Source organism: Micromonospora sp. CA-244673, from assembly GCF_050948395.1.
Classification (GTDB): Bacteria; Actinomycetota; Actinomycetes; order Mycobacteriales; family Micromonosporaceae; genus Micromonospora.
The window spans coordinates 3,773,869-3,799,526 of record NZ_CP192019.1 but is presented as its reverse complement, the minus strand read 5'-3'; the positions used below and the strand labels follow the sequence as shown (position 1 = coordinate 3,799,526).

Genomic DNA, 25,658 nt, shown 5'->3' with positions numbered 1-25,658 from the left:
GAACTGGTGGCCACGGCGGGCGAGTTCATCGGCGCAGGCTGATCTCGTGCTCCATGTGCGACAGCTTCGCGGGATTGCGGACGGCGTACAGCCCGGTGACGAGGCCGTCGTCCATGCGCACCGCCAGGACGGTGTCGATCTCGTCGCCCTGCTGGAGGATCAGCGCCGGGTAGCCGTTGACCTGCGCCGGTCGCACCGACATGAGCGCGGCGATCCGGCCCAGGCCGGCGGCCAGCAGGCGGGCCACCTTGTCGGCCCCGACGACGGGCCGCGCGACGGCCTGCTTGACTCCCCCGCCGTCGCCGAGGAACACGACATCCGGTGCGAGGATGTCGAGCAGGCCCTGCAGGTCGCCCGTGGCGGTCGCCTTCTGGAACGCCGCGAGCGCGTCGCGGGTCTGTGCGGCGGACACGACCCCGCGCGGGCGGCGGGCGGTGACATGTCCCCGGGCGCGGTGGGCGATCTGGCGGACCGTGGCGGGGCTCTTGTCGACGGCTTCGGCGATCTCGTCGTATCCGAGGTCGAACACGTCGCGCAGCACGAACACGGCCCGTTCGGTGGGTGTGAGGGTCTCCAGCACCAGCAGCATCGCCATGGAGACGCTGTCGGCCAGCTCGACGTCCTCGGCCACGTCGGGCGCGGTCAGCAGTGGCTCGGGCAGCCAGGAGCCGACGTAGGACTCCTTGCGGCGGCCGAGCGTGCGCAGCCGGGCGAGCGCCTGGCGGGTGGTGATCCGGACCAGGTAGGCGCGCTGTTCCCGCACGGTGGCGAGGTCGACGCCCACCCAGCGCAGCCAGGTCTCCTGCAGGACGTCCTCGGCGTCGGCGGCCGAGCCGAGCATCTCGTAGGCGACCGTGAAGAGCAGGTTGCGGTGGGCGAGGAACACCTCGGTGGCGGGGTCCGGGCGGTCGTCGGGTGCGCTCTGCGCCGTGCCGGCCATGGGTGGCTCCTGTTCGGTCTCGTCGGTCTCCCCCATCAGATGCCGGGCCGGGCCGTCGTGTGACACCGGGGCGGCGGTGATGGTTGTGGTGCTCGTCACGCGGGCGCGCTGTCACGGGGGTGGGGTCGCCCGGCATCTCGTGGTCGTCCGATGCGACGCCATGAGGGAGGACGAGCCATGGATGCTCGGTTCGACATGTTCGCCAACGAGATCGCCGTCAAGTTCGCCAAGCGGTTCGCCAACGCCGCGCTGGTGATCCACCAGTCGCCGCTGCCGAGTTCGACGCAGGAGCTGGTGTCGCTGCGTGCCAGCCAGATCAACGGCTGTGGGTGGTGCATCGACATGCACACCAAGGAGGCGGCGGCCGCCGGTGAGACGCCGGTGCGGCTCAACCTGGTGGCCGCGTGGCGCGAGTCGACGGTGTTCACCGAGGCCGAGCGGGCGGCGTTGGCGCTCGCCGAGGAGGGCACCCGGCTGGCCGACGCCCACCAGGGGGTGTCGGACGAGACGTGGGAGGCGGTGCGCAAGCACTACGACGACGATCAGATCGCGGCGCTGGTCGCCCTGGTCGCGCTGATCAACGCGGCGAACCGGTTGTCGGTGATCGTGCACCAGCGGGGCGGTTCCTACGAGCCCGGCATGTTCGCCGCCGCGTTGAAGTGATCGGGGGCGGCCCGGCCGGGGATCGTCCGGGCCGGGCCGCTCCCCCGGCGTGTCGGGCGGCGGGACGGGGTGGCGCAGGGCCACTTCGTCCCGCCGCTCGGCGTGGGTCGGTCAGGCGCCGACGTAGGCGGCGAGGTGTTCGCCGGTGAGGGTGGAGCGGGCGGCGACGAGGTCGGCGGGGGTGCCCTCGAAGACGATCCGGCCGCCGTCGTGTCCGGCGCCGGGACCCAGGTCGACGATCCAGTCGGCGTGGGCCATGACGGCCTGGTGGTGCTCGATGACGATGACCGACTTGCCGGAGTCGACGAGGCGGTCGAGCAGGGCGAGCAGGTGCTCGACGTCGGCGAGGTGCAGGCCGGTGGTCGGCTCGTCGAGGACGTAGACGCCGCCGCTGGTGGCCATCTGGGTGGCCAGCTTGAGGCGCTGGCGCTCGCCGCCGGACAGGGTGGTGAGCGGCTGGCCGAGGGTGAGGTAGCCGAGGCCGACGTCGGCGAGCCGGTCGAGGATCTTGTGGGCGGCGGGGGTGCGGGCCTCGCCGGCGCCGAAGAACTCCTCGGCCTCGGTGACGGACATGGCGAGCACCTCGCTGATGTCGCGGCCGCCGAAGTGGTATTCCAGGACGGATGCCTGGAACCGCTTGCCCTCGCACTCCTCGCAGGTGGTGGCGACGCCGGCCATCATGGCCAGGTCGGTGTAGATGACGCCGGCGCCGTTGCAGGTGGGGCAGGCGCCCTCGGAGTTGGCGCTGAACAGCGCGGGCTTCACGCCGTTGGCCTTGGCGAAGGCCTTGCGGATCGGGTCGAGCAGCCCGGTGTAGGTGGCCGGGTTGCTGCGCCGGGAGCCGCGGATGGCGCCCTGGTCGACCGTCACCACCCCGTCGCGCCCGGACACCGAGCCGTGGATGAGTGAGCTCTTGCCGGAGCCGGCCACGCCGGTGACGACGACGAGCACCCCGAGCGGGATGTCGACGTCGACGTCGCGCAGGTTGTGGGTGTCGGCGCCGCGCACCTGCAGCGTTCCGGAGGGGGTGCGGACGGACGGCTTGAGGTGGGCCCGGTCGTCCAGGTGCTGCCCGGTGAGCGTGCCGCTGGCCCGCAGCCCGTCCAGGGTGCCCTCGAAGACCACCTCACCGCCGGCGGTGCCGGCGCCGGGGCCGAGGTCGACGACGTGGTCGGCGATGGCGATCGTCTCGGGTTTGTGCTCGACGACGAGGACGGTGTTGCCCTTGTTGCGCAGTTGCAGCAGCAGGTCGTTCATCCGCTGGATGTCGTGGGGGTGCAGCCCGATGGTGGGTTCGTCGAAGACGTAGGTCACGTCGGTGAGCGAGGAGCCGAGGTGGCGGATCATCTTGGTGCGCTGTGCCTCGCCGCCGGACAGCGTTCCGGACGGCCGGCTGAGGGACAGGTAGCCGAGCCCGATCTCGACGAACGAGTCGAGGGTGTGCTGCAGCTTCGCCAGCAGCGGGGCCACCGACGGCTCGTCGAGGCCGCGTACCCAGGCGGCGAGGTCGCTGATCTGCATGGCGCACGCGTCGGCGATGCTGATGCCGCTGATCTTCGACGAGCGGGCCGCCTCGCTGAGCCGGGTGCCCTCGCAGTCGGGGCAGGTGGTGAAGGTGACGACCCGTTCCACGAAGGCGCGGATGTGGGGCTGCATCGAGTCGACGTCCTTGGCCAGCATCGACTTCTGGATCTTCGGGATGAGGCCCTCGTACGTCAGGTTGATGCCCTCGACCTTGATCTTGACCGGCTCCTTGTAGAGCAGGTCGTGCAGCTCCCTCTTGGTGAACCTGCGGATCGGCTTGTCCGGGTCGAAGAAGCCGCAGCCGCTGAAGATGCGGCCGTACCAGCCGTCCATGCTGTAGCCGGGGACGGTGAGCGCGCCCTCGTTGAGTGACTTGCTGTCGTCGTACAGCTGGGTCAGGTCGAAGTCGGTCACCGAGCCCGTGCCCTCGCAGCGTGGGCACATGCCGCCGGTGATGCTGAAGCTGCGGCGCTCCTTGGTGGTCTGACCGCCACGTTCGAGGGTGACGGCGCCCGCGCCGCTGATGGAGGCGACGTTGAAGGAGAACGCCTGGGCCGACCCGATGTGGGGTTGGCCGAGGCGGCTGAAGAGGATGCGCAGCATGGCGTTGGCGTCGGTGACGGTGCCGACGGTGGAGCGGGGGTTGCCGCCCATCCGCTCCTGGTCGACGATGATCGCGGTGGTCAGCCCGTCGAGGACGTCGACCTCGGGCCGCGCGAGGGTCGGCATGAAGCCCTGCACGAAGGCGCTGTAGGTCTCGTTGATGAGCCGCTGCGACTCCGCGGCGATGGTGCCGAACACCAGTGAGCTCTTGCCGGAGCCGGAGACGCCGGTGAAGACGGTCAGCCGGCGCTTCGGGATCTCGATGCTGACGTCCTTGAGGTTGTTCTCGCGTGCCCCCTGCACGCGGATCAGGTCATGGGTGTCGGCGACGTGCTGCGCGGGCGACGGGGTGTCCGTCCTCATCGTGTCTCCATCTGTCACGTGGGCCGCCTCCGCGGCCTCCGTCGGCGTCGGCTGGCTCGATCTGATCATGTCGGTCCGACAGATCAGCGCAGCTCCTTGATCCGGATCAGGTTGCCCGCGGGGTCGCGGAACGCGCAGTCGCGGACGCCGTAGGGCTGCTCGATCGGCTCCTGGACCACCTCGGCGTCGCCGGCCTGGAGCTTCTCGAAGGTGGCGTCGAGGTCGTGGGTGGCCAGCAGGATCCAACCGTAGGTGCCCTTGGCCATCATCTCGACGATGGTACGGCGCTCCTCGTCGGTGACCCCGGGGTCGACGGCCGGCGGCGCCAGCAGGATGGACGTGTCGGGCTGCCCGGCGGGGCCGACCGTGATCCAGCGCAGCCGGCCCTGTCCCACGTCGTTGCGGACCTCGAAACCGAGGACGTCGCGGTAGAAGGCCAGCGAGGCGTCGGGGTCGTCGTGCGGGAGGACGGTGGTGTTGATGGTGATGTCCATGGCAGTCAGGCTAGGTGCGGCGTGACGGCGGGCGCTTCTCGATTCCTGATCGGTCTGGTCACCTGTTTGGCCAGGCACGGCGGCAGCTCGTTGGCGCCGCCGGCCGCGGCCCGGGCCCGGTAGGTGCTCGGCGGGATGCCGACCAGTTCGGTGAAGCGGGTGCTGAAGGTGCCCAGCGACGAGCAGCCGACCGTGAAACAGACTTCGGTGACGCTGAGGTCGCCGCGACGCAGCAGCGCCATGGCCCGTTCGATGCGCCGGGTCATCAGGTACGCGTACGGGGACTCGCCGTAGGCGAGCCGGAACTGGCGGCTGAGGTGCCCGGCCGACATGTGCGCGCCGCGGGCGAGCGCCTCGACGTCCAATGGCTGGGCGTACTCGCGGTCGATGCGGTCGCGGACGCGGCGCAGCCGGGTGAGGTCGCGCAGGTGCTGCGCCGGGTCGGAACTGCTGGTCACCTGCCAGATCGTGCCACGTCGCGTGGGGGTTGCCCACCGCGTCGCGGTGGGTGTCCGGCGGGCCGGTCAGCGGGCTCGGGCGCCCCGGCGGGCGGCCACCGCGCTCCAGCCGACGGCGGTGGCGAGGGTCAGCACCACCACGGCGAGGGTGAGCCAGACCGGCAGCTTGCCCACCGGGGTCTCGGCGAGGATCAGCTTCACCCCGGCGAACGCGAGCAGCACCGCCAGCCCGTAGCGCAGGTAGCCGAAGTGCCGCAGCAGGCCGGCCAGGCAGAAGTACAGGCTGCGCAGCCCGAGCACGGCGAAGGCGTTGGCGGTCCAGACCAGGAACGTGTTGGTGGTGATGGCCAGGATCGCCGCGACCGAGTCGATGGCGAAGACGACGTCGGTGGCCTCGATCGCCACCAACGCGATCAGCAGCACGGTGCCCTTGCGGCGGCCGTCGATCCGGGCGGTGAAGCGGCCGTCGTGGTAGCGGGACTCGGTGGGCACCAGCCGGCGGAAGATCCGGACGGCGATGTTGCGGTCGGGGTCGACGTCCGGCTCGCCGCGGACGGCGAGGCGCCAGCCCGTCCAGATGAGGAACGCCCCGAGCACGACACCGGCCCAGGTGAGGCGCTCCAGCAGCGCCGCGCCGGCGAAGATGAACACCAGCCGGAAGCCGAGGGCCCCGAGCACCCCCCAGAAGAGCACCTTGTGCTGGTACGCGGCGGGTACCCGGAAGTATCCGAACAGCAGTGCGAAGACGAACACGTTGTCGACCGACAGCGCCTTCTCCAGCAGGTACCCGGAGTAGTACGCCACCGCCGGCCCGCTGCCGCGCCAGAGCCAGATCACCAGCCCGAAGGTGACCCCAGCGGTGATCCACACCGCGCTCCAGAGCAGCGCCTCGCGCAGTTCGATGACGTGGTGGTCGCGGTGGGAGAACACGTCGACGGCGAGCATGACGGCGATGACCGCGCCGACGGCCAGCCAGGCCCAGGCCGGCGCCGTGAAGGTGGTTCCCTCCATCCGGCGTCCTCCGCGTTCGCAGCAGGGCGGGGCCGGGGGCCCGTGCCGGCCCGCGGGCGCGGCGGCGGGCTGCGTCGCCTTTCGAGCCTAGGCGAGCCGCCGGTCGGGGAACGGCGGTCCGGCGAAGTCCCCCGACCGGCGCGGCGGGTGTCCGCTCAGCGCAGCCGGCGGGCGCCGAACCGGGTGGGCGGGTCGGCGATGGCGTCCTGGGCGGCGACGAGTTGCAGCTCCCGGGTGCCGGCGGCCAGGGTGGCCTCGAGGACGGCGTAGATGGAGTTGGTGGTGCGTTCCAGGGCCGTCTCCGGTGACCCGGACGTGGCGAGGTGGGCGAGGTAGAGCGCGGCGGTGACGTCGCCGCCGCCGTTGGGGGTGATCGGCAGCAGCGGCGTGGTGACCGCCCAGGCGCCGTCGTCGGAGACGGCCACGACCTCCAGCGACCCGGCGGGGAGGTCGCCGTGCAGCACGCTGGTGACCAGCACGTGCCGTGGTCCGGTGGCGCGGACGACGTCGACGGCGGCGAGGAGGTCGTCCAGGGTGTCGGTGCTGCGGCCGGCGAGGAACTCCAGCTCGAACTGGTTCGGGGTGACGATGTCCGCGCGGGGCACGACGGTGTCGCGCAGGTACTCGGGGATGCCCGGCCGGACGAACATGCCCCGGCCGACGTCGCCCATCACCGGGTCGCAGCAGTACAGGGCGTCCGGGTTGGCGGCCTTCACCCGCGCGACCGCGTCGAGGATCACCGCGCCCATCGCCGGGTCGCCCTGGTAGCCGGAGAGCACCGCGTCGGCGGTGCCGAGGACACCGCGGTCCTCGATGCCGGCGATCACCTCGGCGACGTCGGCCGGGGGCAGCAGCGGGCCCCGCCAGGCGCCGTACCCGGTGTGGTTGGAGAAGTGCACGGTCAGCACCGGCCACACCTCGTGGCGGAGCCGCTGCAGCGGGAACACGGCGGCGGAGTTGCCGACGTGCCCGTAGGCGACCGACGACTGGATGGACAGGATCTTCACGGGCTCATCGTCGCATCCGTGGCGGCGGCGCCGGTCAGGTGTCGGTACGCAGGCGGGCGTGCACGTGCATGTCGTGCCAGCCGTCGGTGTGCCGGGCGGCGCCGCGGTGGGTGCCCTCGGCGGTGAGGCCGGCGCGGTCGGCCACCCGGCAGGAGGCCGGGTTGGCGGTGGAGTGGCGCAGCCAGACGCGGTGCAGGCCGAGCCCGTCGAAGCCGAACGCGGCCAGGGCGGTCAGGGCGCGGGCGGCGACGCGCCGGCCCCGGGCGGCGGGCAGCACCCAGTACGACACCTCGGCCTGGGCCTCGGGCAGGTCGAGGGTGCGGAGGCTGATCTGGCCGAGCACGCCGGTGTGGTCGGTGACCGCCCAGCCGGCGCCGGTCTCCTGCCGCCAGCGGCGCGGCCAGGAGTCGATCCAGTCGCGGGCCTCGTCGTCGGTCATGGCACGGCAGTGCCAGCGGCGGACGGCCGGGTCGGCGTACGCGGCGACGACGGCGGGCCGGTCGTCGGGGCGCCAGGGGCGCAGGAGCAGGTCGCCGGCGTCGAGGTCGGGCTGGGGTTGGCCGGCGAGGGCGCCGGGACGCAGGGCGGGGGTGGTGAGCAGCGGCATGTGCCCATGATCCGCCACGACGGGCGGTGACGGCCGCGCGACGGCCGGTGCGGGGGCGCCGGGAGGGGCGACCGCTCGGCTCAGCGTTTCGACCGCCCGGCGCGTGGCGGGTTTCGCCGCGGCACGGGCCGGGGGCATGAACGGGTGTCGCACCATTCTCCCGAGAGGAAGCACCCATGCTTTCCGCACTCGATCGTCGGCACACCGTCGCGCCGCCGGGCTACAGCCGCTGGCTGATACCGCCCGCCGCGCTGGCGATCCATCTCTGCATCGGGCAGGTCTACGCCACCAGCGTGTACAAGAACTCCCTGATCGCGCACTTCGACACGGGTCAGACGGCGATCGGGGTGATCTTCAGCATCGCGATCGTGATGCTGGGGTTGTCGGCGGCGGTGGCGGGCACGTGGGTCGAGGCGAACGGGCCGCGCAAGGCCATGTTCGTCTCGGCGTGCTTCTGGGCGGCCGGGTTCCTGGTCGGCGCCCTCGGCATCGCCACGACGCAGCTGTGGCTGCTGTACCTCGGGTACGGGGTGCTGGGCGGGATCGGGCTGGGGATCGGGTACATCTCCCCCGTCTCCACGTTGATCAAGTGGTTCCCGGACCGGCCGGGCCTGGCGACCGGGTTGGCGATCATGGGGTTCGGTGGTGGGGCGATGGTGGCCTCTCCCCTGTCCCGGCAGCTGCTGTCGTTCTACGACCCGGGGTACGACCCGGCGAACGCCGGCTCGACGGCGTCGGGCGGCGCCCTGGTGTGGCTGTTCCTGACGCTGGGCGTCGGCTACTTCGTGATCATGATGGTCGGGGTGTTCAACGTGCGGGTGCCCGCCGCGGACTGGCGGCCGGCCGGGTTCGACCCGGCGCGGGTCGCCGCGAAACCGCTGGTGACCACGGCGAACGTGTCGGCGGCGAACGCGGTGAAGACCCGCTCGTTCTGGCTGCTGTGGGTGGTGCTGTTCTGCAACGTGACGGCGGGGATCGGGATCCTGGAGCAGGCCAGCCCGATGATCCAGGACTTCTTCCGGGACAACGGGACCTCGGCGGTGTCGGTGGCGGCGGCCGGCGGGTTCGTGGGCCTGCTGTCGCTGTTCAACATGGCCGGCCGGTTCGTCTGGTCCTCGACGTCGGACCTGATCGGCCGCAAGCCGATCTACCTGCTGTACCTCGGGGTCGGGATGGTGCTGTACGTGCTGCTGGCCCTGTTCGGGCAGGCGGCGACGGGGCTGTTCGTGCTGTTCGCGTGCGTGATCCTGTCGTTCTACGGCGGCGGGTTCGCCACCGTGCCGGCGTACCTGCGGGACCTGTTCGGCACGTTCGAGGTGGGCGCGATCCACGGCCGGCTGCTGACGGCGTGGTCGGCGGCCGGGGTGGCCGGTCCGCTGATCGTGAACGCGTTCCTGGACGCGCAGGGCAAGCCGGGCACGTTGACGGCGGCGGCGTACCGGCCGGCGCTGTTCACGATGGTCGGGGTGCTGGCGGTCGGTTTCGTGGCGAACCTGCTGATCCGGCCGGTGCCGGAACGGTTCCACGAGCCCGCGTCGGGTCCGGACGGTGTCCAGGGAGCGCAGCCGGTGACGGCGGAGAGGAGCGGGTCGTGAACGAGCAGGACGGTGGCGGGCAGCGGGTCCGCCTGGTGGTGTCGTGGGTGGTGGTGTCGGCGCTGCTGGGGTACGGCGTGGTGCAGACGGTGATCACGGCGGCGAAGCTGTTCACCCACTAGCGCACGCGGCGGCGGCCCGGGGGCGACCCGCCCCCGGGCCGCCCACGCTGTCAGAGGCCGCCGGCGACGCGCAGGACGGCGCCGGTGGTGTAGGAGGCGTCGGGGCCGAGGAGGAACGCGACGGCGCCGGCGACCTCGTCGGGTTCGCCGGCGCGGCCCAGCGGGACGCGGCCGGCCGCGGTCTCGGGGCGGTCGGGTGCGCCGGACAGGGCGTGGATGTCGGTGCGGATGATGCCGGGGGCGACGGCGTTGACCCGGATGCCCCGCGGGGCGAGTTCCTTGGCGAGGCCCACGGTGAGGGTGTCGGTGGCGGCCTTGACGGCCGCGTAGTGGATGTACTCGCCGGGGCTGCCCAGGGTGGCGGCGGCCGAGGAGACGTTGACGATGGCGCCGCCACCGGTCATGCGCCGGGCGGCCTGCTGGGCGCAGAGGACGTACCCGACGAGGTTGACGTCGACGACCTGGCGCAGGTCCTCGACGCGCAGGTCGGTGAAGGGCCCGATCGGGCTCGTGATGCCGGCGTTGTTGACCAGGCCGGTGAGCGGGCCCAGCGTCGCGGCGGCGTCGAAGAGGCGCTGGACCTCGTCGGGGTCGGTGGTGTCGGCCGCGACGGCCACGCCGCGGCGGCCGGCGGCCCGCACGTCGGCGAGGACGGCGTCGGCGGCGGCGTGGTCGCTGCGGTAGCCGATGACCACGTCGTGGCCGGCGGCGGCGAGGCGGCGGGCGGTGGCCGCGCCGATGCCGCGCCCCCCACCGGTGACGATGGTGACGGAGGTCAATGTTCTCTCCCCTGCCCTGGCGGTGCGGGTGACGTTACCGTGATCGGCGCGGCATCCGGTGGAGAGGACGATCACACATGACGCGGGCGCTGGTGCTGGGTGGCGGTGGGGTGACCGGCGTGGCCTGGGAGTTGGGGCTGCTGGCCGGGCTGGCGGCGCGCGGGCTGGACCTCACCGGGGCGGAGCTGGTGGTGGGCACCTCGGCCGGTTCGCTGGTGGGCGCGCAGGTGTGCTCCGGCACGCCGGTCGAGGAGCTGTACGCGGCGCAGCTGCGCCCCGCCCGGGGTGAGGTGGCGGCCCGGCTGGGGGTCGGGGTGCTGGCCCGCTGGGCGTGGGCGGGCGCCCGTGGGCGCGACGAGGTGCTGGCGCGGGCCCGGGTCGGTGCGATGGCCCTGGCGGCGCGTACCCCGTCTGAGGAGTCGCGGCGGGCGGTCATCGCGGCGCGGCTGCCGGTGCGGGAATGGCCCCCGCGGCGGCTGCTGGTGACCGCCGTGGACGCGGCCTCCGGCGAGTTCGTGGTCTTCGACGCCGGCTCGGGGGTGGCGCTGGTGGACGCGGTGGGTGCCAGCTGCGCGGTGCCGGGGGTGTGGCCGCCGGTCACCATCGGCGGCCGGCGGTACGTCGACGGTGGGGTGCGCTCGGCGGTGAACGCGGACCTGGCGGCCGGCGCGCGGGCGGTGGTGGTGCTCGCCCCGACGCGGGCCGGGTTCGGGCCGATGCCGCAGCTGTCGGCGCAGGTGGCGCGGTTGCGGTCGGCGGGCGCGGGCGTGGCGGTGGTGTCGCCGGACCGGGCGGCACGGGCGGCGATCGGACGCAACGTGCTGGATCCGGCCCGGCGGGCGGCGTCGGCGCGGGCCGGGTTCGCGCAGGCGGCCGCGGTGGCCGAGGAGGTGTCCGCCGTCTGGATGGCCGGGGGTTGATCTTCCGGGTGTCGGTGCCGGCTGGTATCAAGGCAGGCATCAGACACGGGTACGGAAGAGGGCTGTGATGGCGGGCCAGGGTTTGTCCACTGACGAGGTACAGGGCATCCGGGAGGCGCTGGCGGCCGGCCGCAAGCCCAGGGTGGTGTTCACGGCGGCGGCCGGGCAGATGGCGGGCCAGCTCGGGCAGGTGGTGGAGCTGACCGACCCGGAGGTGTCCGAGGAGTTCGTGGTGGTGCGGTTCGGCCGCGACGAGTTGCCCTTCTCCCCCACCGACGTGGCGATCGCGCCGAAGGGGGCCGGGCGGCGGCCGGCGGAGCCGAAGCCGGAGCCCCCGGTCGAGGCCGCGCCGGCGGAGCCGGAGTTCGTGTTGGACGCGCCGCCGGTGCCGGCGCCGCGGCGGGAGGAGCCGAGGGTGGAGCAGCAGGCGGAGCCGAAGCCGGCGCGGCGGGCGGTGAAGGCGGTCAAGCCGAAGACCCCGGCCGGGTTGACGGTGACGCTGGCCTACGCCGAGGGCGAGTGGACGGTGGCGGCGCAGCAGGGCGCGAAGGCCCTCGCCAGGCCGTACGTGGTGAAGCCGGCCGAGGCGCTGCGGATGGTGGCGCTGGTCGACGTGCCCGGCGTGCAGGAGGCGGTGGAGCAGATCCTGGCCGCCGAGCGGGCCGAGGCGGAGCAGCAGGCGGAGAAGCTGCGCGCCGAGCTGGCCGAGATCGAGGCCCGGCTGGCGGAGCTGCGCGAGGCCCGCTGAGCCCGCCGCGTCGCGCCCCGGCCGGAAAACACCTCGGCCGGGGCGTGGGCCGTCTGCTACCGTTCCGCCGCGTCCTCGAACGAGACCGGAGGGAGGTGAGCGCCATGGCACGCACGACTGTCACGCGCTCCCACCCGGCTGCGAGGACGTCGGGTTCCTGAACCGGGGAGCGTGCCGCTTCCTGGAAGGACCTTCATGACCGATCTGGTCATCCGCCCGCTCGTCGCGGGCGAGGAAAAGCTCTTCGACTCCCTGCCCGACCCGGGGCTGGTCGGGCGCGCCCTGCTCGGCGAGACGTACGCCGGCGGCGGCTTCCGCCCCGAGTGGACCTGGGTGGCACTGCGCAACGGGGAGGTGGTCGCCCGTGCCGTCTGGTGGGCCGGGCCGGACGACCCCGCGCCGCTGGCGTTGCGCTGGTTCGACTTCACCGACGCGCGGGCGGCCGTGGAGTTGCTGCGCGCGGCGCCGCTGCGCGCCGAGTACTCGATCCTGCTCCCTTACGGCTGGCGCCAGGATCCCGCGGTGCGCGCCCAGGCGCAGGCCCGCATCGACGCCGCGACAGCGGCCGGCATGCGGGTGCTGGTCGAGCGGTACCGCTACCACTGGACACCCGGGTGCGGCCTGCCGGCCCGGCCGGGGCGGCTGGAGTTCCGGCCCGAGCCGGACGACGCGGTGATCCTGGACGTGCTGCGCCGCATCGGTGAGGGCAGCCTGGACGCCCACTTCCGGGCCGCGGCGGCCGCCCACGGCCCGCTCGCGGCAGCGCAGGAGGAGCTGGAGCAGCTGCGCTGGATGCCGAGCCCTCGGGACTGGTGGCGGATGGCGTTCACCCCCGGCGGCGAGCCGGTCGGTCTGGTCGTGCCGACGCACAACCAGGCCCACCACATCGTGGGGTTCGTCGGCGTGCTGCCCGGCCAGCGCGGCCACGGCTACGCCTTCGACCTGCTCGTCGAGGGCACCCACCTGCTGGTCGAGGCGGGCGCCGACACGATCGTGGCCGCCACCGATCAGGGCAACGCGCCGATGGCCGCCACCTTCACCCGGGCCGGCTACCCGGTCGAGTGGGAGCGGATCGACCTGGTCTGAGACGCCCCGCGGGGCCGGTGCGACCCCCTCGCACCGGCCCCGCGTCACCCGCGCCCGCAGGTTCGTCAGTGCTGCGGGATGTTCTGTACCCCGATCCGCTTGCGGAACACCCAGTAGGTCCAGCCCTGGTAGGCCAGCACGATCGGGGTGAACACCACCGCCACCCAAGTCATGATCTTCAGGGTGTAGGGGGTGGAGGCGGCGTTGGTCGCGGTGAGCGTGCCGGCGGCGTCCAGGGTGGAGGGCAGCACGTTCGGGAACAGCGCGGCGAACAGGGTCGCCACGGCCAGGGCGATGGCCACCGCGGTGCCGGTGAACGCCCAGCCCTCCCGGCGTACCCGGGCGGCCGCGACACCGGCGAGCAGGGCCAGGGCGGCGCCGACGGCGAGCACGACGGCGGCCCCGCTGGAGCGGATGGTCAGCGTCCAGGCCAGGAAGGCCACCGCCACCACGGCGGTGCCGGCGCCGAGCCGGACGGCCAGCGCGCCCGCCCGTTCCCGGATGTCGCCGCTGGTCTTCAGGGCGAGGAACACCGCGCCGTGGGTGAGGAACAGGCCCAGGGTGGTCACCCCGCCGAGCAGGGCGTACGGGTGGAGCAGGTCGAGCAGGCCGCCGGCGTACTCGTGGTCGGCGGTCAGCGGCACGCCGCGCAGGATGTTGGCGAAGGCGACGCCCCACAGGATCGCCGGCAGCAGCGAACCGACGAAGATGGCGGTGTCCCAGCGGCGCTTCCAGGCCGCCTCGGGGCGCTTGTGCCGGTACTCGAAGGCCACCCCGCGGGCGATGAGGGCGAGCAGGATCAGCAGCAGCGGCAGGTAGAAGCCGGAGAAGAGGGTGGCGTACCACTCGGGGAAGGCGGCGAACATGGCGCCGCCGGCGGTGATCAGCCAGACCTCGTTGCCGTCCCAGACCGGGCCGATGGTGTTGATGAGGACGCGGCGTTCCCGGTCGTCGCGGCCGAGCACGGGCAGCAGCATGCCGACGCCGAAGTCGAAGCCTTCGAGGACGAAGTAGCCGGTGAAGAGCACGGCGACGAGGAGAAACCAGACGGTCGTCAGTTCCACGGTGGGCTCCGGGGTCAGTAGGCGAACGCCAGCGGGCGCTCGGCGTCGTCGGTGTCGTCCGCCACGGGCTGCGGGCTGACGTCGGGCACGCCGGCCTTGGCGTAGCGGACCAGCAGCTTGAACTCGATCACCGCGAGGGTGGCGTAGATCAGGGTGAAGGCGGTGAACGAGGTGAGCACCTCGGTGAGCGAGACGCTGCGGGACACGCCGTTGCGGGTGAGCATCTCGCCGAAGACGATCCACGGCTGGCGGCCCATCTCGGTGAAGATCCAGCCGAAGGAGTTGGCCAGCAGCGGCAGCGCCGGCATGACGAGGCCGGCGCACAGCAGCCACCGGCTGGTCGGGGTGCGGCCCTTGCGCTGGGTCCAGAGCACGAGCAGGGCGATCGCCGCGGCGGCCATCCCGAGCGCGATCATGAAGCGGAAGCTCCAGTAGGTGACCGGGATGATCGGGGTGTAGCTGCCGGCGCCGTACTGGCTGGCGTACTGGGCCTGCAGGTCGTTGATGCCGTGCACGGTGCCGTTCGGGTCGCCGGTGCCCAGGTACGACAGCAGGTGCGGGATCTTGATCGCGAAGATCTCCCGGCTGCCGTCGAGGCTGCCGACGGTGAGCACGGAGAACGAGGCGGGGCTCTCGGTGGTGTAGAGGCCCTCGGCGGCGGCCATCTTCATGGGCTGCACCTGGGTCATGATCTTGCCCTGGATGTCGCCGGTGAACAGCACCGCCGCGGCGGAGACCAGCACCACCCAGGAGCCGAACTTCGTGGCGAAGCGGTAGGCGCCGGTGTCGGCGCCGCCGGGGTCACGGATGACGTGCCACAGCCCGACGGCCACGATCAGGGACCCGGCGACCAGGAACGCGCCGGCGAGGGTGTGCGGGAAGGTCACCAGGGCGACCTTGTTGGTGAGCACCGCGACGAAGTCGGTCAGCTCGGCCCGGCCGGTGTCCGGGTTGATCCGGTAGCCGACGGGGTTCTGCATGAACGAGTTCGCGGCGAGGATGAAGTAGGCGGACAGGTTGGTGCCGATCGCCGCGGCCCAGATGGCGGCCAGGTGCAGCCGCTTGGGCAGCCGGTCCCAGCCGAAGATCCACAGGCCGATGAAGGTGGACTCCAGGAAGAACGCGACAAGCGCCTCGATGGCCAGGGGCGCGCCGAAGATGTCCCCGACGAAGCGCGAGTAGTCCGACCAGTTCATGCCGAACTGGAACTCCTGCACGATGCCGGTGACCACGCCCATCGCGAAGTTGATCAGGAAGAGCTTGCCGTAGAACTTGGTGAGCTTGAGGTACCGCTCGTTGCCGGTGCGGTGCCACAGGGTCTGCAGGATGGCCACCAGCACGGACAGGCCGATGGTCAAGGGCACGAAGAGAAAGTGGTAGACGGTGGTGACACCGAACTGCCAGCGGGCGACGTCCAACGCGTCCACCTGAAACCCCCAGCTGTGCATACTACGAGACGTAGTAAATACTACTCGACGTCGTAGACAGGCGGGCAGGGCCACAGGGCCCGATCCGGGCCGGGACCAATGACCCTGATCACCTCGCAACCGGTCAGGAATCGAGAAGCGCCGGCCAGCGGCCGCTCCGTAGCGTGACTGACGTGCACCTGATCGGCAGGCACGGAGAAGGAGACAACGCATGAAAGCCCACGTCAGCTCGATCCTCCTCGGCGTACGGGACATGGAGCGGTCCAAGCGGTTCTACACGGAGGGTCTCGGCTGGAAGATCGCGCAGGACTACGGCGTCTCGGTGTTCTTCGCACCGGACGGCGGCTCCCCCGTCGGCTTCTACGGCCGCGACGGCCTGGCCGAGCAGGTGGGCACCAGCCCGGACGGCAGCGGCTTCAGCGGGCTCGTCCTCACCTACGTGGTCCGCAGCGAGGGGCGGATCGACGAGGTCATGGCGGAGGCCGAGAAGGCCGGCGCCACGATCCTCAAGCCCGCCGGCCCCCTGCCGTGGGGCGGATACGGCGGCTCGTTCGCGGACCCGGACGGCTACGTCTGGAGCCTCGGCTACAGCGCCCAGGGCGAGAACCAGCCCTACGCGGAATAGCGGCCCCTCGCCGGTGCCCTCCGCCGTGGCGGAGGGCACCGGCAGTCGTCGCCCACCGGGATCGGTTCCCGCGCTCACCCGGGCGCGTGCGACCATCCAGCACTGATGGACACCCCGATCACCCACTGGCGGGCGCCCCTGCTCTGGCGCGCCGCGCAACTGGCCGCCCGCGGCCTCGTCGGCCTGCTCGGCCGCCTGAAGGTCAGCGGTGACGTGCCGGACGACCTGCGGCACGGGCCGCTGGTCCTGGCGGTCAACCACATCAGCCCCTTCGACCCCGTGGTGCTCGCCGCCGCCTGCCAGGTCCGCGGCATCCACCCGCGGATCATGGCCACCGGCGGGCTGTTCCGCGCCCCGGTGATCGGGTCGCTGATGCGCCGCGCCGGGCACATCCGCGTCGACCGGGGAACCCGTTCCGTGCACCACTCGCTGGAGACCGCCGCCGGCGCGGTGGCCGGCGGCTCGGTGGTGCTGGTCTACCCGGAGGGGCGCATCGGCCTGGACCCCGGCATGTGGCCCGAACGCGGCAAGACCGGCGCCGCCCGGCTCGCCTTCGCCAGCGGCGCCCCCGTCGTCCCGGTCGCCCAGTGGGGCTCCCACGAGGTGCTGCCCTACCGGGCGCCGAAGGGCATGCTGCGCGGCCTCGCCCGGGCGGTGCTGCGGCGGCCGGTCATCCGGGTGCGCTTCGGCGCCCCGGTGCTGCTGCGCGACCTGCACCCCGGCACCCCCGGCGCCGCCCGGCGGGCCACCGGCCGGATCATCGACGCGATCACCGACGAGCTCGTGCCGCTGCGCCCCGACGAGCCGGACCGACCCCGCCACGTCGACCCCGGCCGGCCCATCGAGACCACCCGGGTGCACCGCCGCCGCCCGGCGCGCTGACCGGGCAGGCTTCGCCGGCCGGCGACCGGGGTATGCGACATCGTCACCGCCGGCCGGCCGAGAGGAAACGACCGTGGCGTCCATCCGGGCTCTGGTGCTCAACTGCACGCTGAAGCCGTCCCCCGCGCCGTCCAGCTCGGAGGCGCTCGGTCAGGAGGTGCTCGACGCGCTCGCCGACCAGGGGGTCTCCGGGGAGCTGGTCCGGGTCGTCGACCACTCCGTGCGCTTCGGCGTCTCCACCGACGAGGGTCACGGGGACGGGTGGCCCGCCATCCGCGCGAAGCTCCTCGCCGCGCAGATCCTGGTGATCGCCACCCCGATCTGGCTGGGCCAGCCGTCGGCGGTCTGCAAGATGGTCCTGGAACGGCTGGACGCCGAGCTGTCCGAGACCGACGCCGAGGGCCGGCTGAGCACGTACGGCAAGGTGGCCGGCGTCGCCGTGGTCGGTAACGAGGACGGCGCGCACCACACCATCGGCCAGGTGCAGCAGGCGCTCAACGAGGTCGGCTTCACCTGCCCCGCCGCCGGCGCCACCTACTGGGTCGGTGAGGCGCTGCACAAGACCGACTACATCGACGCCCGCCCCAAACCGGACACCACCGGCCGTACCACCTCGGCGTTGGCGCTCAACAGCGCGCACCTGGCGCGGCTGCTGGCCGAGCAGCCGTACCCGCCGCCGCAGACCCGCGACGCCGGGGTCAGCCCGAGCCGGCAGCCGGGCTGACGCGCTCACGTCGGGCGTTCCGCTGCGCCGACCCGCCGCCCGGTGCGACCCTGCGAGCGGAACGCGGCAGCCGACGGCGGAGGCGGGGATGAGCGCACCGACGGTCCTGATCACCGGCACGTCCACCGGCATCGGCCTGGAGACTGCCGTGGGCGCGGCCCGCGCCGGCTGGCGCACCGTCGCCACCCTGCGCGACCCCGCCCGCGCCGACCGGCTGCGCGCCGCCGCCGACGCCGCCGGGGTCGGCGACCTGCTGGAGGTACGCCGGCTCGACGTCGTCGACCAGGCCGCGGCCGCCGCGTGCGTGGCCGAGGTGGTCGCCCGGCACGGCCGGCTCGACGCGGTGGTCAACAACGCCGGCGCCGGGCACGTCGGCACCCTGGAACGGGAGACCGTCGACGCCGTCCGGGCCGTCATGGAGGTCGACTTCTTCGGCGTCCTGCACGTCACCCGGGCCGCCCTGCCGCACCTGCGCGCCACCCGGGGACGGCTGATCACCGTGACCAGCGTGGGCGGGGTGGTCGGGCAGCCGTTCAACGAGGCGTACTGCGCGGCGAAGTTCGCCGTCGAGGGCTTCATGGAAAGCCTCGCCCCGGTCGCCGCGACCCTCGGGGTCAGCGTCACCGTCATCGAGCCGGGCGCTGTGGCCAGCGAGTTCGTCGCCAACGTGGGCCTGGACGCCGAGGCCGCGGTCGCCGCCGCCGGGGTGTACGGGCCGGCGCTGCGCGCGTACCTGGATCGCAGCGCCGCCTCGTTCGCCGCCGCCCAGTCACCCGCGGACGCGGCCGCGGCGGTGGTGGCGACGCTGATCGACCCGGAGCCCGCGCCCCGGGTGCAGACCTCCCCCGCCGCCCGGCAGTTCGTCGGTGTCAAGCTGGCCGACCCCGACGGGCTCGGGGTGACCGCGCTGACCGCCGGGTGGGTGCGCTGAGGCTCAGCCGGTGGCGCCCAGCCGGGCGTCCAGCGCGGCCAGGTCGGGCACGAACCAGATGTGGTCGTGCCGGTTGGACTCGGCCACCAGGGCCCGCAGCGCGCTGCTGGCGGCCAGGTGCGCGGAGATGTCGCCGACGACGACCAGGCGCAGCCGGTAGTTGACGAACTTCTGCATGATCTCGCCGGCGAAGCGGCTGCCCAGGGTGAAGAAGCTCGGGTCGAGGCGGGCGGCGGGCACCGCGACCACCTCGGCGCCGGCGAAGGCCGCGCCGATCAGGTCGAGCGCCGCCTCGGTGGTGGCCACCGGCGGGCCGGCCGGGTCGCAGACCAGCACGGGCACGCCGGCCCGGTCCTCCAGCACGTCAGGCATCGCCGGTCTCCGTCCGGGTGAGCAGGTCGTTGTCTCCCGCCAGCACCGCGTTGACCAGGTGCAGCAGGTCGGCGGTGGCGGCGGCGTCGCCCAGGATCACGATCTTCATGCGGTGGCGTTCCTCGTCGTGGACGGTCTGCACGCGCAGCGGGCGCGCGGGGTCGTGGTGGGTGTTGACACCGGCCAGCACCAGCGTGGCCAGGCGGTCGGCCGCGGCCCGGTCCAGGCCGTCGACCTGCACGATGCTCGACACCTCCAGGGCGGGCGGGCCGGGCGCCGGGGCGGGCCGGCCGGTCAGCGCGTCCAGGTCGGCGCGGGCGATCCGGTACTGCTTGCCGATCCGCACCGCCCGCAGCCGCCCGTCGCGGATGTAGCCGCGCACGGTGCGCACGTGCAGCCCGAGAAGCTCCGCCACCTGCTCCACCGAGTACATGTCATTACCCATCGTTCCCCATGTTAGCGCGGTGAGGGAGTGATAGGGAAGTTCGTTATCGCGACGCCGGCCGGTCACCCGGACGCCACCCGCGCGCGGCATACTTCCGGCGTGCAGCCCCGTCACGGCTATCTCGACGCCCCCGCCCCACTGGCGTTCGCCCACCGTGGCGGCGCGGCCGAGGGTGACGAGAACACCGCCGCCGCGTTCGCCCGCGCCATCGCCCTGGGCTACCGCTACGTGGAGACCGACGTGCACGCCACCGCCGACGGGGTGCCGGTGATCTTCCACGACGCCACCCTGCGCCGGGTCACCGGCGAATCCGGCCGCATCGCGGACCTGCGCTGGGCCGACCTGGCCTCGGTGCGCGTCGGCGGCGCCGCCGTGGTGCCCCGCCTCGACGAGGTCCTCGGCGCCTGGCCCGAGGTCCGCTTCAACGTCGACGTCAAGGCCGACGGTGGTGTCGTGCCGACCGTCGACACGGTGGCCCGCACCGGGGCCGGCGACCGGGTGCTGCTCGCCTCGTTCAGCGACGCCCGGCTGGCCCGGCTGCGCGCCCTGGCCGGGTCGAAGGTCGCCACCAGCCTCGGGATGCGCGGGGTGGCCCGGCTGCGGATGGCCTCCCTGCACGGGCGGCCGATGCGGCTGCCCCCGTCGGTGGTCGCCGCCCAGGTCCCCGTCCGGTACGGGCGCCTGCCCGTGGTCGACCGGCGGTTCCTCGACTACTGCCACCGGCTCGGGTTGCAGGTGCACGTCTGGACGATCGACGAACCCGCCGAAATGCACGACTTACTTGATCTTGGTGTGGATGGCATCATGACCGATCACGTCGGCGTGCTGCGCGACGTCTACCGCAGCCGCGGCCACTGGGCCGCCTGAACCTCGAGGACCCCGATGGCCGATACGGTCGCCCCCGCCGTCGCCGAACCCGCCCACCCGGGCAGCACCCGCCGCGAGCGCACCGGCTGGTACTTCTACGACTGGGCGAACTCCGCCTTCCAGACCACGGTGATCACGGTCTTCCTCGGCCCGTTCCTCACCACCGTCACCGAGCTGGCCGCCGGCTGCGAGCTGGGCGCCGACAGCTGCGTCGGGGCCGTGCACCCGCTGGGCATCCGGGTCGCCGCAGGCTCCTTCTACCCGTACCTGATCTCGCTGTCGGTGTTTCTCACCGTGTTCGTGCTGCCGGTGGTCGGCGCGATCGCCGACCGGTCCGCGCACAAGAAGCGGCTGCTCGCCCTCGCCGCGTTCACCGGCGCCGCCGCGACCATCGGGTTCGCCTTCGTCACCGGCGACCGCTACCTGCTCGGCGGGGCGCTGTTCCTGGTCGCCAACATCTCCTTCGGCGCCGCCGTGGTGGTCTACAACTCGTTCCTGCCGCAGCTCGGCGGCCCCGACGACCGGGACGCCATCTCCAGCCGGGGTTGGGCCATCGGCTACCTCGGCGGCGGGCTGCTGCTCGCGCTCAACCTGGTCGCGGTCACCCTGCTCAGCGAGGAGGGCAACCCGCAGCGCACCCTCGACCTGGCCCGCTGGTCGATCGTCTCGGCCGGCGTCTGGTGGGCGGCGTTCACCCTGCTGCCGCTGCGCTGGCTGCGTGAGCACCCCACCGCCGCGGCGCTGCACGGCGGCGGCAACGTGCTCACCGACGGATTCCGGCAGCTCGGCCGCACCCTGCGGGAGATCAAGGCCTACCCGCTGACGCTGTTCTTCCTGCTCGCCTTCCTGGTCTTCAACGACGGCATCCAGACCGTCATCACCCTGGCCAGCCAGTACGGCACCGAGGAACTGAAGCTGGAACAGAGCACCCTGATCGTGACGATCCTGCTGGTGCAGTTCCTCGCCTTCGGCGGCGCGCTCGCCCTCGGCGCCCTCGCGCGGCGCATCGGCGCCTGGAAGACCGTGCTGCTGTCCCTGGTGCTGTGGACCGGGGTGATCATCGCCGCGTTCCGGCTGCCCGCCGAGGCGCCGGTGCCGTTCATGGTGCTCGGCGGGTGCATCGGCCTGGTGCTCGGCGGCAGCCAGGCGCTGAGCCGGTCGCTGTTCAGCCAGCTCATCCCCACCGGCAAGGAGGGCGAGTACTACGGCTTCTACGAGATCAGCGACAAGGGCACCAGCTGGCTCGGGCCGCTCGCCTTCGGCCTGGTGTTCCAGCTGACCTCCTCCTACCGGGTGGGCCTGGTCTCCCTGCTGATCTTCTTCGTGGTCGGGTTCGCGCTGCTGGCCGCCGTGCCGATCCGCCGGGCCATCGTCGCCGCCGGCAACACCCCGCCCCGGGTGCTGTGACGCTCGCCCGCGGTCCGCGCGGGCAAGATCCTTCCGCGTCGATGGGCTAGGCTGCCCCGACGTGACCGACGACGCCGCTGCCGCCCCGATCTGCCTGGCCCTCCCGCTTCCGGGCCCCGGCGACGACCGTGCCGGCGGCTGCGCCGCCGCCCGCGCCGTGAACGGCCGGCCGCTGCACGCCGCCGCGCTGAAGTTCTTCTGGGGGCCGATGGACTGCGGCAAGTCCACGATGGCCCTGCAGATGAACTACAACCACGCCCGGCAGGGTCGCCGCGGCCTCGTGACCACCCGCATCGACCGCTCGCTCGGCCCGCAGGTCACCACCCGCATCGGGCTGGCCCACTCCGCCGTCGAGGTCACCGACGAACTGGACCTGCGCGACCTGGTCCGCGACGCCTGGGCCGAGGGGGTACGCGTCGACTACCTCATCTGCGACGAGGCCTCCTTCTACAACCTGGACCACATCGAGCAGATGGCCGACCTGGTCGACAACTTCGACGTCGACGTGTACGCCTTCGGCCTGGCCACCGACTTCCGCTCCTGCCTGTTCCCCGCCGCCCAGCGGCTGTTCGAACTCGCCGACGAGGTGGCCCGCATCCAGGTCGAGGTGCTCTGCTGGTGCGGCCGCGAAGGGCGGCTCAACGCCCGCGTCGTCGAGGGCCGGGTGGTGCGCGAGGGTGAGCAGGTCGTCATCGGCGACACCGTGGACACCGCCGACGTGCGCTACCAGGTGCTCTGCCGGCGCCACTACCGCTCCGGCGACCTCGGCCCGCGCGCCTGAGGCTGGTCCGCCGGGGTCAGAACGGGTCGCCGCAGACCCGCCACTTCCCGTCCTCCTGCACGATCGGCAGTTCCCGCTCCTCGCTGCCGCCGCCGTCGCGGGTCAGCCGCACCGTCACCGTTCCGCGCGGCCGGCCGCCCCGGGTCTGCACCGCCACGTCGACGATCTCGTAGCCGCTGACCTGCGGCGGGGTGCGCACCCAACTGCCGAAGCCGACCTGGCTCCACTTCCCGCGCGCCTGCCGGCACAGCTTGTCGTACGCCTGGTCGGTCTCCCCGGCGGCGACCTGGCGGAAGAACGCGTCGGCGGTGTCCCGCACCGGGCCGTTGGCCTGCAGCACCACCTGCACGTTCCAGACACCGAGCCCGGCCACCCCGACCAGGCAGGTGCCCAGCCCGAGGCCGGCGACCAGCACACCGGCACGTACCGGCCGGCGGCGGCGCCGGGCCGGCCGGCTCTCCGCCCGTTCCCTGCCCATCACCACCGACGGTAAAGACTGGCGGGCCGGTCCGCAGGAAGTTGTGGCCGCCCGGGGCCGACGGCCGCCCGCAGTGATCCGCCGGATGAACCTGACAGCAGGTGGCAGGTACCTTCGGCAGACTGCCGGGCATGACAGCGCACGCCGACCTCGCGATGGTCAACCTCGACAGCTCCGACCCGGCCGCCCACGCCGCGTTCTACTCCCGCGCCCTCGGCTGGGAGGTCACCCACAGCCAGGCCGAATACGCCATGATCAGCAAGGACGGGACCTCGATCGGCTTCGGCCTGGTGCCCGGGTACGCGCCGCCGGCCTGGCCGGACGAGACCGGCGGCAAGCGCTACCACCTCGACCTCTACGTCGACGACGTGACGCTCGCCGAGAAGGACCTCGTGGCGGCCGGCGCGACGCGCCCGGACTTCCAGCCGGGCGGCGAGCGGTGGACCGTGCTGCTCGACCCGATCGGCCAGCCGTTCTGCCTCTGCCCCCGGCCGCAGGGCTGAGCACCGCCGCCGGCCCGCCGGGTTGCCCGGCGGGCCGGCGGGCCGGTCAGCGGAAGTCGGCGACGTGCCGCGCCGCCCAGTCGGCGAAGCCGCGCGGCGCACGGCCGAGCAGGCGCGCGACGTCCGGACTGACCCGCTGCTCGGCCGGCGACGGCGTGCCCAGGATGCTCAGGGTCGCCGCCACCACCGGCTCCGGCATGAACGCCAGCATCTGCTCCCGCGCCTGCTGCGGGGTCTGCTCGACGAACCGGACCGGCTCGCCGAGCGCCGCCGCGAGCGCCGCCGCCCGCTCCCGCGGCGAGACCGCCGCCGGGCCGGTCAGCTCGTACGTGCCGCCGGCGTGGCGCCCGTCGCGCAGCGCGAGCGCCGCCACCTCGGCGATGTCGGCCGGGTCGACGCTCGGCAGCGCCACGTCGCCGAAGGGCGCGTGCACCACCCGGCCGGCTCGTACCCCGGGCGCCCAGGCCAGGGCGTTGGAGTGGAAGCCGCCCGGTCGCAGCACCGTCCACTCCAGCCCGGACGTGCGGACCGCCTCCTCCTGACCCGGTGGATGGCGCTTCGTCGCCACGCCCTGTGAGGACAGCAGGACCACCCGGCGTACGCCGGCCTGCCGCGCGGTGTCGAGGATGGCGCCCGGGTCCGCGCCGCCGGTCAGCTGCTCGCCGGTGAGCAGCAGGAACAACGCCTCGGCACCGTCGAACGCCGTCTTCAGCCCGGCCGGGTCGGCCAGCTCGGCGCGGACCGCCCGGACGCCGGACGGCAGGTCCGCCGCCGAGACCCGCCGGGACACGGCCGTCACCGACTCACCCGCTGCGGCCAGGGCCCGCACCAACGGCCGTCCCACGTTCCCCGTCGCTCCGGTAACCACGATCATGATGTGTGCCCCTCTCGAATGTGCGATGTGGAGCACGCTAATCGCCTGCGTATAGTAGGTACCTAGAGGAAAGTAACGGCGTCGGGAGGGAATGTGAGCAGCACCACCTGGCAGGCCCGCACGGGCGGTGACCCGGAGCTGGCGTGCCCGATCGCCCCGGTGGTCGACCTCGTGTTCAGCCGCTGGACCACGCCGATCCTCTGGGCCCTGCACGAGTACGGCCGGCAGCGCTTCGTCGAGCTGGAACGCCGTCTGGTCACCATCACCCCGAAGGTGCTCACCCAGCGGCTGCGGCAGCTCGAACGCGACGGCCTGGTGCTGCGCACCTACCACGCCGAGGTCCCGCCCCGGGTCGAATACGAAATCACCGAGCTGGGCCGCAGCCTGGCCCCGCTCTTCGCCCACCTGGCGCAGTGGTCCGCCGGCCACCTCGACCGGGTCGAGCAGGCCCGCCAGGACTACGACGCCCGCCAGCGGCCGGCGCGCGGGCGCTGACCGGTCACCGCAGCGGACCCCGGGCGACCGCCGCACACATCTCGGCCGGGTCGCCGGCCGGCACGTACTCCAGCCACCAGGTCGCGCCGGCCGCCGCCAGCTCCGCCAGGTAGGCCCGCTCGGCCCGCTCGTCGGGTCGCCGCCGCCGGCCGCCGATCGCCACGTCGAACCGCTGCCCGTCGGCGCGGACCGCCGGCAGCGCGGCGACCAGGTCGCCCACCTCGTCGGGAGTGAAGTCGGACCAGCCGGCCGTGTCGGTCAGCTTGTAGGGCACGATGCCGTCCGCGCGGGCGGCCCTCCGCAGCACGGCCCCGGCCTGCGCGCTGCCGCCGACCCAGACGGGCACCCGGGGCGACTGCACCGGCGCGGGCCGCAGGGCCACCGCCTCGGCCCGGTAGTGGGTGCCCCGGTGCGTGACCCGCTCGCCGCCGAGCAGCCCCACCAGCAGGTCGAGGCCCTCGTCGAGCATCGCGGCGCGGGTCTTCACGTCGGTCGGCTCGCCGAACGCGGCGAGCCCCCGGTCGGCCGGGTCACCGACGCCCACCGCGACCCCGGCCCGGCCCCCGGAGAGGTGGTCGAGGGTGAGCACCTCGCGGGCCAGCTTGGCCGGGCGGCGCCGGGGCAGCGCGGTCACGGTGGTGCCCAGCCGGACCCGGTCGGTGCGGCCGGCCACCGCCGCCAGCACCAGCCAGGGATCCCAGGTCGGCGGGTCGTCCCCGGCGTGGTGGATGAGGTAGTCCTCCAGGAACACGCCGTCCCAGCCGGCCCGCTCGGCCAGCTCGCCGAGCGCGACCAGGTCGGACACCGTCACCGAGGCGCCCCCGCAGCAGATCTCCAGCCCGTGCCGCATCCCGGCACCCTAC

At 73.2% G+C, this 25,658-nt stretch carries 30 protein-coding genes; 15 read left to right on the top strand and 15 right to left on the bottom strand.

Translation table 11 applies throughout. The features are described from left to right. Positions 1-25: 25 nt before the first annotated feature. The gene (locus ACQP12_RS17685) at positions 26-940 is read right to left on the bottom strand and encodes an RNA polymerase sigma-70 factor (RefSeq protein WP_357946788.1); all 915 of its coding nucleotides are present in this window, start codon (positions 938-940) and stop codon (positions 26-28) included. Positions 941-1,117: 177 nt separating this feature from the next. Between ACQP12_RS17685 and ACQP12_RS17680 the strand changes: the two genes are divergently transcribed. Then, a complete protein-coding gene (locus tag ACQP12_RS17680; protein ID WP_357946480.1) occupies positions 1,118-1,603 on the top strand; it encodes a carboxymuconolactone decarboxylase family protein in 486 nt (161 codons plus the stop codon). Positions 1,604-1,714: 111 nt separating this feature from the next. On the opposite strand, the gene ACQP12_RS17675 is transcribed toward ACQP12_RS17680, so the two are convergent. The 6 genes from ACQP12_RS17675 to ACQP12_RS17650 form a co-directional block, all read right to left on the bottom strand. Continuing rightward, a complete protein-coding gene (locus ACQP12_RS17675; RefSeq protein ID WP_433280230.1) occupies positions 1,715-4,093 on the bottom strand; it encodes an ATP-binding cassette domain-containing protein in 2,379 nt (792 codons plus the stop codon). 83 nt (positions 4,094-4,176) lie between these two features. Beyond that, positions 4,177-4,587 carry a VOC family protein gene (locus tag ACQP12_RS17670; RefSeq protein WP_357946484.1) on the bottom strand — a complete coding sequence of 137 codons (411 nt, stop codon included), beginning with the start codon at positions 4,585-4,587 and terminating at the stop codon, positions 4,177-4,179. A 5-nt stretch (positions 4,588-4,592) separates the two neighbouring features. Then, entirely contained in the window at positions 4,593-5,045 is a 453-nt protein-coding gene (locus ACQP12_RS17665) for a helix-turn-helix transcriptional regulator (protein WP_357946487.1), read from the bottom strand. A gap of 66 nt (positions 5,046-5,111) precedes the next feature. Beyond that, positions 5,112-6,056, bottom strand: a complete 945-nt coding sequence (locus tag ACQP12_RS17660) for a TerC family protein (protein WP_433280228.1) — start codon at positions 6,054-6,056, stop codon at positions 5,112-5,114. Positions 6,057-6,211: 155 nt separating this feature from the next. Next, positions 6,212-7,063 (bottom strand): pyridoxal kinase PdxY, encoded by an 852-nt coding sequence (pdxY, locus tag ACQP12_RS17655; protein ID WP_357946492.1) that lies wholly within the window; start codon positions 7,061-7,063, stop codon positions 6,212-6,214. Positions 7,064-7,097: 34 nt separating this feature from the next. Beyond that, positions 7,098-7,670 (bottom strand): GNAT family N-acetyltransferase, encoded by a 573-nt coding sequence (locus ACQP12_RS17650; RefSeq protein ID WP_433280226.1) that lies wholly within the window; start codon positions 7,668-7,670, stop codon positions 7,098-7,100. 176 nt (positions 7,671-7,846) lie between these two features. Here ACQP12_RS17650 and ACQP12_RS17645 point away from each other — a divergent pair, with 176 nt between their 5' ends. Further along, a complete protein-coding gene (locus ACQP12_RS17645; RefSeq protein ID WP_357946498.1) occupies positions 7,847-9,265 on the top strand; it encodes an OFA family MFS transporter in 1,419 nt (472 codons plus the stop codon). Beyond that, positions 9,262-9,387 (top strand): MFS transporter small subunit, encoded by a 126-nt coding sequence (locus ACQP12_RS17640; RefSeq protein WP_357946504.1) that lies wholly within the window; start codon positions 9,262-9,264, stop codon positions 9,385-9,387. Before ACQP12_RS17645 ends, ACQP12_RS17640 begins: the two co-directional genes overlap by 4 nt. 50 nt (positions 9,388-9,437) lie before the next feature. Here the strand turns inward: ACQP12_RS17640 and ACQP12_RS17635 are convergent, their stop codons facing one another. After that, on the bottom strand, positions 9,438-10,166 hold the full coding sequence (locus tag ACQP12_RS17635) for an SDR family NAD(P)-dependent oxidoreductase (protein WP_433280223.1): 729 nt from the start codon (positions 10,164-10,166) through the stop codon (positions 9,438-9,440). Positions 10,167-10,243: 77 nt separating this feature from the next. Between ACQP12_RS17635 and ACQP12_RS17630 the strand changes: the two genes are divergently transcribed. The 3 genes from ACQP12_RS17630 to ACQP12_RS17620 all read left to right on the top strand — a co-directional run bounded on the left by ACQP12_RS17630 (position 10,244) and on the right by ACQP12_RS17620 (position 12,920). Next, entirely contained in the window at positions 10,244-11,086 is an 843-nt protein-coding gene (locus tag ACQP12_RS17630; protein WP_433280221.1) for a patatin-like phospholipase family protein, read from the top strand. A 67-nt stretch (positions 11,087-11,153) separates the two neighbouring features. Beyond that, positions 11,154-11,834, top strand: a complete 681-nt coding sequence (locus tag ACQP12_RS17625) for a hypothetical protein (protein WP_357946512.1) — start codon at positions 11,154-11,156, stop codon at positions 11,832-11,834. A 195-nt stretch (positions 11,835-12,029) separates the two neighbouring features. After that, entirely contained in the window at positions 12,030-12,920 is an 891-nt protein-coding gene (locus ACQP12_RS17620) for a GNAT family N-acetyltransferase (protein WP_433280219.1), read from the top strand. A 65-nt stretch (positions 12,921-12,985) separates the two neighbouring features. On the opposite strand, the gene cydB is transcribed toward ACQP12_RS17620, so the two are convergent. Continuing rightward, a complete protein-coding gene (gene cydB / locus ACQP12_RS17615; RefSeq protein WP_433280217.1) occupies positions 12,986-13,984 on the bottom strand; it encodes a cytochrome d ubiquinol oxidase subunit II in 999 nt (332 codons plus the stop codon). A gap of 14 nt (positions 13,985-13,998) precedes the next feature. Beyond that, positions 13,999-15,411 carry a cytochrome ubiquinol oxidase subunit I gene (locus tag ACQP12_RS17610; protein WP_433280215.1) on the bottom strand — a complete coding sequence of 471 codons (1,413 nt, stop codon included), beginning with the start codon at positions 15,409-15,411 and terminating at the stop codon, positions 13,999-14,001. 211 nt (positions 15,412-15,622) lie between these two features. Between ACQP12_RS17610 and ACQP12_RS17605 the strand changes: the two genes are divergently transcribed. From ACQP12_RS17605 to ACQP12_RS17590, 4 genes are all read left to right on the top strand, one after another. Then, positions 15,623-16,036, top strand: coding sequence for a VOC family protein (locus tag ACQP12_RS17605; protein WP_357946521.1), 414 nt, complete (start codon positions 15,623-15,625; stop codon positions 16,034-16,036). 105 nt (positions 16,037-16,141) lie between these two features. Then, positions 16,142-16,918 (top strand): lysophospholipid acyltransferase family protein, encoded by a 777-nt coding sequence (locus tag ACQP12_RS17600; protein WP_433280214.1) that lies wholly within the window; start codon positions 16,142-16,144, stop codon positions 16,916-16,918. A 73-nt stretch (positions 16,919-16,991) separates the two neighbouring features. Then, a complete protein-coding gene (locus tag ACQP12_RS17595) occupies positions 16,992-17,642 on the top strand; it encodes a flavodoxin family protein (RefSeq protein ID WP_433280212.1) in 651 nt (216 codons plus the stop codon). An 88-nt stretch (positions 17,643-17,730) separates the two neighbouring features. Further along, positions 17,731-18,573: an SDR family NAD(P)-dependent oxidoreductase gene (locus tag ACQP12_RS17590; protein WP_433280210.1), complete on the top strand. Its 843-nt coding sequence runs from the start codon at positions 17,731-17,733 to the stop codon at positions 18,571-18,573. Between the two features lie 3 nt (positions 18,574-18,576). Here ACQP12_RS17590 and ACQP12_RS17585 read toward each other — a convergent pair whose 3' ends face one another. Both ACQP12_RS17585 and ACQP12_RS17580 read right to left on the bottom strand, forming a co-directional pair. Further along, positions 18,577-18,945, bottom strand: coding sequence for a DUF4180 domain-containing protein (locus tag ACQP12_RS17585; protein ID WP_357946532.1), 369 nt, complete (start codon positions 18,943-18,945; stop codon positions 18,577-18,579). After that, positions 18,938-19,390 carry a helix-turn-helix domain-containing protein gene (locus tag ACQP12_RS17580; protein ID WP_433280208.1) on the bottom strand — a complete coding sequence of 151 codons (453 nt, stop codon included), beginning with the start codon at positions 19,388-19,390 and terminating at the stop codon, positions 18,938-18,940. Before ACQP12_RS17580 ends, ACQP12_RS17585 begins: the two co-directional genes overlap by 8 nt. A 99-nt stretch (positions 19,391-19,489) precedes the next feature. Between ACQP12_RS17580 and ACQP12_RS17575 the strand changes: the two genes are divergently transcribed. The 3 genes from ACQP12_RS17575 (at position 19,490) to ACQP12_RS17565 (ending at position 22,445) form a co-directional block, all read left to right on the top strand. Then, a complete protein-coding gene (locus ACQP12_RS17575) occupies positions 19,490-20,257 on the top strand; it encodes a glycerophosphodiester phosphodiesterase family protein (RefSeq protein WP_357946537.1) in 768 nt (255 codons plus the stop codon). A 15-nt stretch (positions 20,258-20,272) separates the two neighbouring features. Further along, positions 20,273-21,664 carry an MFS transporter gene (locus ACQP12_RS17570; protein ID WP_433280206.1) on the top strand — a complete coding sequence of 464 codons (1,392 nt, stop codon included), beginning with the start codon at positions 20,273-20,275 and terminating at the stop codon, positions 21,662-21,664. A 61-nt stretch (positions 21,665-21,725) separates the two neighbouring features. Beyond that, the gene (locus ACQP12_RS17565; RefSeq protein WP_433280204.1) at positions 21,726-22,445 is read left to right on the top strand and encodes a thymidine kinase; all 720 of its coding nucleotides are present in this window, start codon (positions 21,726-21,728) and stop codon (positions 22,443-22,445) included. 16 nt (positions 22,446-22,461) lie between these two features. On the opposite strand, the gene ACQP12_RS17560 is transcribed toward ACQP12_RS17565, so the two are convergent. After that, positions 22,462-22,923, bottom strand: a complete 462-nt coding sequence (locus ACQP12_RS17560) for an Rv0361 family membrane protein (protein ID WP_433280202.1) — start codon at positions 22,921-22,923, stop codon at positions 22,462-22,464. Between the two features lie 131 nt (positions 22,924-23,054). Here ACQP12_RS17560 and ACQP12_RS17555 point away from each other — a divergent pair, with 131 nt between their 5' ends. Beyond that, the gene (locus tag ACQP12_RS17555) at positions 23,055-23,426 is read left to right on the top strand and encodes a VOC family protein (protein WP_357946544.1); all 372 of its coding nucleotides are present in this window, start codon (positions 23,055-23,057) and stop codon (positions 23,424-23,426) included. A 46-nt stretch (positions 23,427-23,472) separates the two neighbouring features. Here the strand turns inward: ACQP12_RS17555 and ACQP12_RS17550 are convergent, their stop codons facing one another. Continuing rightward, complete coding sequence (locus ACQP12_RS17550) at positions 23,473-24,300, bottom strand: SDR family oxidoreductase (protein ID WP_433280200.1); 828 nt, start codon at positions 24,298-24,300, stop codon at positions 23,473-23,475. 93 nt (positions 24,301-24,393) lie between these two features. Here ACQP12_RS17550 and ACQP12_RS17545 point away from each other — a divergent pair, with 93 nt between their 5' ends. Then, positions 24,394-24,795, top strand: coding sequence for a winged helix-turn-helix transcriptional regulator (locus tag ACQP12_RS17545; RefSeq protein WP_433280198.1), 402 nt, complete (start codon positions 24,394-24,396; stop codon positions 24,793-24,795). 4 nt (positions 24,796-24,799) lie between these two features. On the opposite strand, the gene ACQP12_RS17540 is transcribed toward ACQP12_RS17545, so the two are convergent. Beyond that, positions 24,800-25,645, bottom strand: a complete 846-nt coding sequence (locus ACQP12_RS17540; RefSeq protein ID WP_433280196.1) for an LLM class flavin-dependent oxidoreductase — start codon at positions 25,643-25,645, stop codon at positions 24,800-24,802. Positions 25,646-25,658 lie beyond the last annotated feature (13 nt).

What these genes read in the sequence shown, in the direction of transcription:
- ACQP12_RS17685 (WP_357946788.1), bottom strand. Translation starts at nt 940, where the DNA reads ATGGCCGGCACGGCGCAGAGCGCACCCGACGACCGCCCGGACCCCGCC.
- ACQP12_RS17680 (WP_357946480.1), top strand. Translation starts at nt 1,118, where the DNA reads ATGGATGCTCGGTTCGACATGTTCGCCAACGAGATCGCCGTCAAGTTC.
- ACQP12_RS17675 (WP_433280230.1), bottom strand. Translation starts at nt 4,093, where the DNA reads ATGAGGACGGACACCCCGTCGCCCGCGCAGCACGTCGCCGACACCCAT.
- ACQP12_RS17670 (WP_357946484.1), bottom strand. Translation starts at nt 4,587, where the DNA reads ATGGACATCACCATCAACACCACCGTCCTCCCGCACGACGACCCCGAC.
- ACQP12_RS17660 (WP_433280228.1), bottom strand. Translation starts at nt 6,056, where the DNA reads ATGGAGGGAACCACCTTCACGGCGCCGGCCTGGGCCTGGCTGGCCGTC.
- ACQP12_RS17650 (WP_433280226.1), bottom strand. Translation starts at nt 7,670, where the DNA reads ATGCCGCTGCTCACCACCCCCGCCCTGCGTCCCGGCGCCCTCGCCGGC.
- ACQP12_RS17645 (WP_357946498.1), top strand. Translation starts at nt 7,847, where the DNA reads ATGCTTTCCGCACTCGATCGTCGGCACACCGTCGCGCCGCCGGGCTAC.
- ACQP12_RS17630 (WP_433280221.1), top strand. Translation starts at nt 10,244, where the DNA reads ATGACGCGGGCGCTGGTGCTGGGTGGCGGTGGGGTGACCGGCGTGGCC.
- ACQP12_RS17625 (WP_357946512.1), top strand. Translation starts at nt 11,154, where the DNA reads ATGGCGGGCCAGGGTTTGTCCACTGACGAGGTACAGGGCATCCGGGAG.
- ACQP12_RS17620 (WP_433280219.1), top strand. Translation starts at nt 12,030, where the DNA reads ATGACCGATCTGGTCATCCGCCCGCTCGTCGCGGGCGAGGAAAAGCTC.
- ACQP12_RS17605 (WP_357946521.1), top strand. Translation starts at nt 15,623, where the DNA reads ATGAAAGCCCACGTCAGCTCGATCCTCCTCGGCGTACGGGACATGGAG.
- ACQP12_RS17600 (WP_433280214.1), top strand. Translation starts at nt 16,142, where the DNA reads ATGGACACCCCGATCACCCACTGGCGGGCGCCCCTGCTCTGGCGCGCC.
- ACQP12_RS17590 (WP_433280210.1), top strand. Translation starts at nt 17,731, where the DNA reads ATGAGCGCACCGACGGTCCTGATCACCGGCACGTCCACCGGCATCGGC.
- ACQP12_RS17585 (WP_357946532.1), bottom strand. Translation starts at nt 18,945, where the DNA reads ATGCCTGACGTGCTGGAGGACCGGGCCGGCGTGCCCGTGCTGGTCTGC.
- ACQP12_RS17580 (WP_433280208.1), bottom strand. Translation starts at nt 19,390, where the DNA reads ATGGGTAATGACATGTACTCGGTGGAGCAGGTGGCGGAGCTTCTCGGG.
- ACQP12_RS17570 (WP_433280206.1), top strand. Translation starts at nt 20,273, where the DNA reads ATGGCCGATACGGTCGCCCCCGCCGTCGCCGAACCCGCCCACCCGGGC.
- ACQP12_RS17560 (WP_433280202.1), bottom strand. Translation starts at nt 22,923, where the DNA reads ATGGGCAGGGAACGGGCGGAGAGCCGGCCGGCCCGGCGCCGCCGCCGG.
- ACQP12_RS17555 (WP_357946544.1), top strand. Translation starts at nt 23,055, where the DNA reads ATGACAGCGCACGCCGACCTCGCGATGGTCAACCTCGACAGCTCCGAC.
- ACQP12_RS17550 (WP_433280200.1), bottom strand. Translation starts at nt 24,300, where the DNA reads ATGATCGTGGTTACCGGAGCGACGGGGAACGTGGGACGGCCGTTGGTG.
- ACQP12_RS17540 (WP_433280196.1), bottom strand. Translation starts at nt 25,645, where the DNA reads ATGCGGCACGGGCTGGAGATCTGCTGCGGGGGCGCCTCGGTGACGGTG.